We start from the raw sequence: 6561 nt of genomic DNA, 5'->3' as shown, positions 1-6561 counted from the left end.
GCGCCCAGGCCGATTCGAAATATCAGGCCGCCTCGAAATATTTGGCGGTGGGCAGGATGGTCAACGGCGCCAGTTCGCCCCGCTTGGGGCGCTGGAAGAGCATGCGCTGCTCGAAGGTCGTCGAGTTGAAGAACGGAAAGCGGTCCAGCGTCGCCTGCATGTTCTCGGAGCATTTCGACTGGAACAGATGCACGGGGACGGTGAGCCCGGGATAGTTGCGCGGCGGCACCGCCTGCTCCGAGCGGAAGATGCGGTGATAGAAGGCGGAATGCTCTTCCTTGATCGCCGTCAGGCAATAGGTCGGCTTGAAGTGGCTGCAGGCGACCACCGCCAGCCTGAGTGTGATGTATGGCAGCACCCGCAGGCTGCTCGACCATTCGAGATCGGCCGCGAAGCGGCTCGGATCGACGAACGTCTCGCCGGCGGCCAGCCGCCGCGCCAGCACGTCGCCGAAAACGTCGGTGCTGGGCGAAACCGGGTATCTCGCGTTGGCGTAGTGGATCCTGATGGTGCTGACGAGGGTGCCGTCGAAGAAGACGCCAAAGCGGTAGGAATTGGGCAGATCGTCGAAGCTGTCCTTCACCATGCGCGAGGCGGTCGCTTTGACCATGCCGGCGTGCAGATAGGAATTGTAGCGGAGCCTGTAGATCGCCTCGAGATCCTCGGCGCCATCACAAAGGCGATACTCCACATGCTCCAGCACATCCATGATGTGATCTGAAAACACGGAGGGACGGTTCTTGTCCCTGGCCGCAGCAGCCAGGGGCGTACCCAACAACTTGTTTTCCATTTTGGTCCTCGCACGGCCACGCCAGGACAATAGCGAAGGGCCGGAGGAACCAGAAGCAAAATTGCGAGCTTTTGCGTTTACCCTAAATTAACGTTAACAAATGGTAAACTTCCGGCATCGAGCGCTTCGGGGGCGCTTCGGCGATGAACGGCTGATGGTCAGGTGGCGGCGCGCTTTGCAACCGGCTGCAATTCCGAGGCGAAAGGCCAGGTCACATTGGACATGGTCTCGATGCCCGAGGCGCTGAGTGCGGCGCCGAAAAGGAAGCCCTGGACGAGATCCGGCTTCACGGAATGCAGCAGTATCTTGAGCTGCTCGAAGGTCTCCACGCCTTCAATGGTCACGGTGAGGCCCAGGATGCGGGTCAGGTCGACGACACCCTTCAGCAGCTCCAGCGAGCGCGGGTTCTGGGTGACGTCCATCACGAAGGAGCGGTCGATCTTGATCTTGTCGAGAGGCAGCTTGTGAAGATAGCTCAGGCTCGAATAGCCGGTGCCGAAATCGTCGAGGGCGATGCGCACGCCAAGCTGCTTCAATTCCTCGATATATTGCCGCGTCTGCGACTTGTCGTCGAGCAGCGCGGTTTCGGTGACTTCGATTTCGAGACGGCCGGCGGCAAGACCTGAAGCGTCTAGCGCGTCGCGGACCTTGCGGATGACGTCGCCGTTGCGGAAATCCCTGGCGGACAGGTTGACCGAGACACTGGTCTGGTCGGGCCATTTGGCGCATTCGACGCAAGCCGCCTGGAGCACGAAGGCGCTGATCTCGGAAATGATGCCCATCTCCTCGGCCAGCGGAATGAAGATGCCGGGCGAAATCGGGCCAAGGTCCGGATGATCCCAGCGGCAAAGCGCCTCGCAACTGGCGATGCGCATGGTGTTCATCGCCACGATAGGCTGATAGACGACCCGCAATCCCTTGCTTTCGACCGCGCTGCGCAGGTCCGCCTTCATCAGCTGACGGTTGCGGAACGCGGCGTCCATCGCCGCCTCGAACAGGCGCCAGCCGTTCTTGCCGAGCTCCTTGGCCTTGTAGAGCGCGAGGTCGGCCTTGACGATCATGGCGTCGACATCGGTTTCCCCGACCCTGGACAGCACCGCGCCGGCGCTGGCCTGGATACGCAGGCCATGGCCCGCGACGTCGACCTCGCCCTGCAGGTCGGCGAAGATCTGGTCGAGCAGGCTCGCGAGATGGCTCTCATCCTCGACACGGTCGAAGAACAGCATGAATTCGTCGCCGCCGAAGCGGCTGACCGTGATGCCTTGCCCGGCGATGGCGGCGAGCCGCTCCGCGACGGCATAGATCAGGCCGTCGCCGACAGGGTGTCCGAGCGTGTCGTTGACACTCTTGAAGTCGTCGAGGTCGACCACGGCCAGGCCGCACAGGCGGTCGCGCTCGCCGGAGGCCATCAATTCGCCGACCAGTTCATGGAAATAGGCGCGGTTCGGCAGGCCGGTGAGGTTGTCGTAGCGTGCCATGAAGCGGATTTTTTCCTCCGCCTCGACACGCGCGGTGACGTCCTCGAAGGTGATGACGCCCAGTTCCTGATTGCCTTCGCGGGCGGAGAATTCATAGTGCTGGCCGTTGGAGAAGGAGACCAGCACCTTGCGGTCGCGCCCCTCGCGCAAGGCGCGGGTCAGCTGCGCCTCGACATAGCGGCAGTCCTTGGGCGCCAGCATGCCGCCGGCAACGCCGCGCAGCAGAAGCGAATGGATCGAGCGTCCGAGCAGTTGATCGGGAGACCGGAGCGACATCAGGCGGGCGGCCTCGGCATTGCCAACGACCACCTTGCCGTCCGGGCCGAGCATTACCAGGCCATGCGACATGGTGTTCAGCGCACGGTTGAAGCGCTGAGCGATCTGGCGTGCCTGCTTGTGTCCGACAACGGCCGAAAACAGCACATTGCGGACGTGGTCGGCGCTGCCCTTGATGATGAACATGAAAGGGATGATCAGAAGGCCGAGCACGACATGGGGGATGTCGAACCTGAGTATGAGGGCTGCCGCGATCGGCCCTACGAAGGTGACCGCGAAGATCATGACCATGCGCGGCGAGCCGTAATTTCGGCCAACGACCGTCACCAGGGAGGCCATCGTTACCGACAGGGCGCCGATCTCGGCATAGGAGTCCGAGTAGACATAGATGGAAATGAAGCAGAAGAACCCGAGCAGCAAGCCTTGCAGGCTGCCCTTCACGATGTATTCGCGCTCCCATTTGGTCGCATCGGCTGCGTCGCGCATCTCGCCGCCCGAGCGGTGGAACCGCCTCAGGCCGAAGTAGCGCCACACACCGATGCCGAGCAATGCGGCGGCGAGAACCAGGAAGATTGGCTGGCCGTTGCGCCAGTAGACCATGAGGCTGATGGTAGCGTGGCAAAGCGCGCCGATGATCAGCATGTGCGCGTTGTCGAACAACGAGCGCACAAACTGGATATAAACATCCACAGGGATGTTATCGGTTTTTGTTCTGCCCATTACTGGCGCCCAATGAGCCCCAGCCTTGGCATAGTCCCATTAAAAAACCTTTAGCTTGGGCTGAAACGCCTGATTTCAGGCGCTTTTTCGATCACTCGGCAGCCTGGAGTTCGGGCCTTGCCGGCGCCGTTGCGAGGCGTTGAAGCAGCCTTTGGCGCTCACCGGCCGCCTTTTCGGCGCTGGCTTGCCGGACATGGCCGTAGCCTCGGATCAGCGCCGGGACGGAAACGAGCGCCACCGCAGCGTCGGTCTTGCCGGGGGCCAGCGCGTCGGCGACAAGTTGCAGATCGGCCTCGTATTGCTTGAGCAATTGCCGCTCCATGCGCCGCTCGGCGGTGTAGCCGAACAGGTCGAAAACACTGCCGCGCAGGCCTTTCGCGGCCGCCAGCAGGCGAAAACCCTTCATCATCCAGGGACCGAAGCTCGACTTCCTCGGCTTGCCATCATTGCCACGACGCCCCAGGATCGGCGGGGCGAGATGGAATTCGAGTTTCTCGTAGCTCTGGAACTGCTTGCCGAGTTCGGCGGCGAAGGAGCCATCCGTGTAGAGCCGCGCCACCTCGTACTCGTCCTTGATCGCCATCAGCTTGAACAGATTTTTCGCGGCCGCCTCGGTCACCACCGTCGAGCCGGGCATCGCCCTGGCTTCGGCCGCGCGCAAGGCGTTGATTCTGCCGGCGTAACGCTTGCCGTAGGCAGCGTTCTGATAGGCGGTCAGGAAGGCGACGCGGCGGGCAATGATCTCGTCCAGCGTCTGCGCGACCGGGACGGCTTGCCCTTCCTTGCCTGGCTGGCCGACGAGGCCGCGCACGAAATCAGGCTGGTGGGCGGCGCGGCGGCCCCAGCGGAAGGCGGCGATGTTCATCGCCACTGCCTCGCCGTTTAGCTCGATCGCCTTTTCGACGGCTTCAGCCGACAGCGGCAGGCCGCCATGCTGGAAGGCAAAGCCGAGCATGAACATGTTGGCGCCGAGAGAATTGCCGAACAAAGCCGTGGCGGTGCGGGTGGCGTCGAAGAAATGCGCCTTGTCGTCACCCGCGGCGGCGCGGATCGCCTTCTTCAGCCGTTCGACCGGCAAGGAGAAGTCGGCCGAGCGGGCAAACTCGCCGGGCATGATCTCAGCGGTGTTGGCGAGGAATATCGTATGGCCCTCGCGCACCGCGCTCAGCACCTTCTTGGCGCCGGAGACGACGAGATCGCAGCCGAGCACGAGGTCCGCCTTGCCCGCCGAGACACGGATGGCGTGGATGTCGTCCGGCGTGCGGGCGATGCGGACATGGGTGAAGACAGAGCCGCCCTTCTGGGCGAGGCCCGCCATGTCGATCATGCCGCAGCCCTTGTCCTCGAGATGGGCCGCCATGCCGAGCACCGCACCGACCGTGACGACCCCGGTGCCGCCGACGCCGTCGATGATCGCGGCCCAGCCCTGCTCGCCGAGCGGGAACTGCGCCGGTGCGGGCACGCCGTCCAGCGGATCGGTCTTGCCGGCCAGGCCTTCGGCCTTGCGGATTTTGGCGCCATGCACGGTGACGAAGGACGGGCAGAAGCCGTTGACGCAGGAGAAATCCTTGTTGCAGCTCGACTGGTCTATGCGGCGCTTGCGGCCGAACTCGGTCTCTACAGGCTGGATCGAGACGCAGTTCGACTGCACGCCGCAATCACCGCAGCCTTCGCAGACCAGTTCGTTGATGAAGACGCGCTTGTCGGGATCGGGAAAGGTGCCGCGCTTGCGGCGCCGGCGCTTTTCGGCCGCACAGGTCTGATCGTAGATCAGGATCGACACACCCTTGATGCCGCGCAGCTCGCGCTGGACGAGGTCAAGATCGTCACGGTGATGGATGGTGGCGCCGGGCGGAAACGCGGCCTTGCCCGCATATTTGTCGGGCTCGTCGGTGACGATGGCGATGCGGTCGACGCCTTCGGCCCGCACCTGCCGGGCGATCATGTCGACGGTGAGGCCGCCTTCATGCGGCTGGCCGCCGGTCATGGCCACCGCATCGTTGTAGAGAATCTTGTAGGTGATGTTGGCCTCGCTCGACAATGCGAAGCGGATCGCCAGCGTGCCGGAATGATTGTAGGTGCCGTCGCCGAGATTCTGGAAGATGTGGTCGCGCCTAGAAAACGGCGCCTGGCCGACCCATTGCGCGCCCTCGCCGCCCATGGCGGTGAAGCCCAGTGTGTTGCGGTCCATCCACAAAGCCATGAAATGGCAGCCTATGCCGGCGGCGGCGATCGAGCCGTCGGGCACCTTGGTCGAGGAATTATGCGGGCAGCCGGAGCAGAAGAAGGGTGTGCGCGAACCGATGTCGGCGGCATCCGCCAGCATCGCCTGGAACTGCCGCAGCTTCCCGACCCGCGCCGAGATTTCCTCCGACGGGCCAATGGTCTTGACGATCCTTTCACCGAGCGCGATGGCGATCTCGTTGGGATCGAGCGCGCCCTTGGCCGGGAACAGCCAGTCGCCGCGCTCGTCCTTCTTGCCGACGATGGCCGGCTGCGAGGCGGTGCCGTAAAGGCTCTCGCGCAACTGCACCTCGATCAGCGAGCGCTTCTCCTCGACGACGACGATGGTGTCCAGCCCGCGCGCAAAGTCGGCTATGTGCTGCAGGTCGAGCGGCCAGGGGCAACCGACCTTGAACAGCCTGATGCCGATGCGGTTGGCGACGGCCTCGTCGATGCCGATGTCCTCCAGCGCCTGGCGGACATCGAGATAGCTCTTGCCAAGCGTGATGATGCCGAGCTTGGGGTTGCGGCCACCGGGATAGACGATGCGGTTGAGGCCATTGGCATGGATGAAGGCGGACGCGGCGGCGCGCTTGTACTCGTGCAGCCGCTCCTCCTGGCCGAGCATGTTGATCTCGTGGCGGATATTGAGGCCGCCGGGCGGCATATCGAACTCCGGCACGACGATATTCAGCCGCTCCAGCGAGGCATCGACCGAGGCCGTCGATTCGATGTTGTCCTTGACGCATTTGATCGCCGCCCATGTACCGGCGAAACGCGACATGGCGAAACCGTAGAGACCGTAGTCGATGATCTCCTGCACACCGGCAGGATTGAGGATCGGCACCATGGTGTCGACGAAGAGGAATTCGGTTGCGTGCGCATTGGTCGAGGATTCGGCCATATGGTCGTCACCCATAAGCGCGAGCACGCCGCCATGCTTCGATGAGCCGGCAAGGTTGGCGTGGCGGAACACGTCGCCGGAACGATCGACGCCCGGGCCCTTGCCGTACCAGACCGAAAAGATGCCGTTATGGGTGCCTTCGCCCAGCAGTTCCGTCTGCTGCGAGCCCC

Annotated in this window: 3 protein-coding genes; all 3 read right to left on the bottom strand. The window is 63.5% G+C overall.

Annotated features, from left to right (window positions below):
- Positions 1–22: 22 nt before the first annotated feature.
- Entirely contained in the window at positions 23–778 is a 756-nt protein-coding gene (locus J0I79_RS02360; RefSeq protein ID WP_366013619.1) for a hypothetical protein, read from the bottom strand.
- Between the two features lie 170 nt (positions 779–948).
- Positions 949–3264 carry an EAL domain-containing protein gene (locus tag J0I79_RS02355; protein WP_292855105.1) on the bottom strand — a complete coding sequence of 772 codons (2316 nt, stop codon included), beginning with the start codon at positions 3262–3264 and terminating at the stop codon, positions 949–951.
- Positions 3265–3355: 91 nt separating this feature from the next.
- Positions 3356–6561: indolepyruvate ferredoxin oxidoreductase family protein (locus J0I79_RS02350; protein ID WP_292855103.1), on the bottom strand; the 3206-nt coding region annotated here is incomplete at its 5' end.

Source organism: Mesorhizobium sp., from assembly GCF_017306585.1.
GTDB lineage: Bacteria > Pseudomonadota > Alphaproteobacteria > Rhizobiales > Rhizobiaceae > Mesorhizobium.
This window is presented reverse-complemented; position numbering and strand designations above follow the sequence as displayed.

Coding starts and splice junctions, on each gene's coding strand:
- J0I79_RS02355 (WP_292855105.1), bottom strand. CDS start 3,264: ATGGGCAGAACAAAAACCGATAACATCCCTGTGGATGTTTATATCCAG.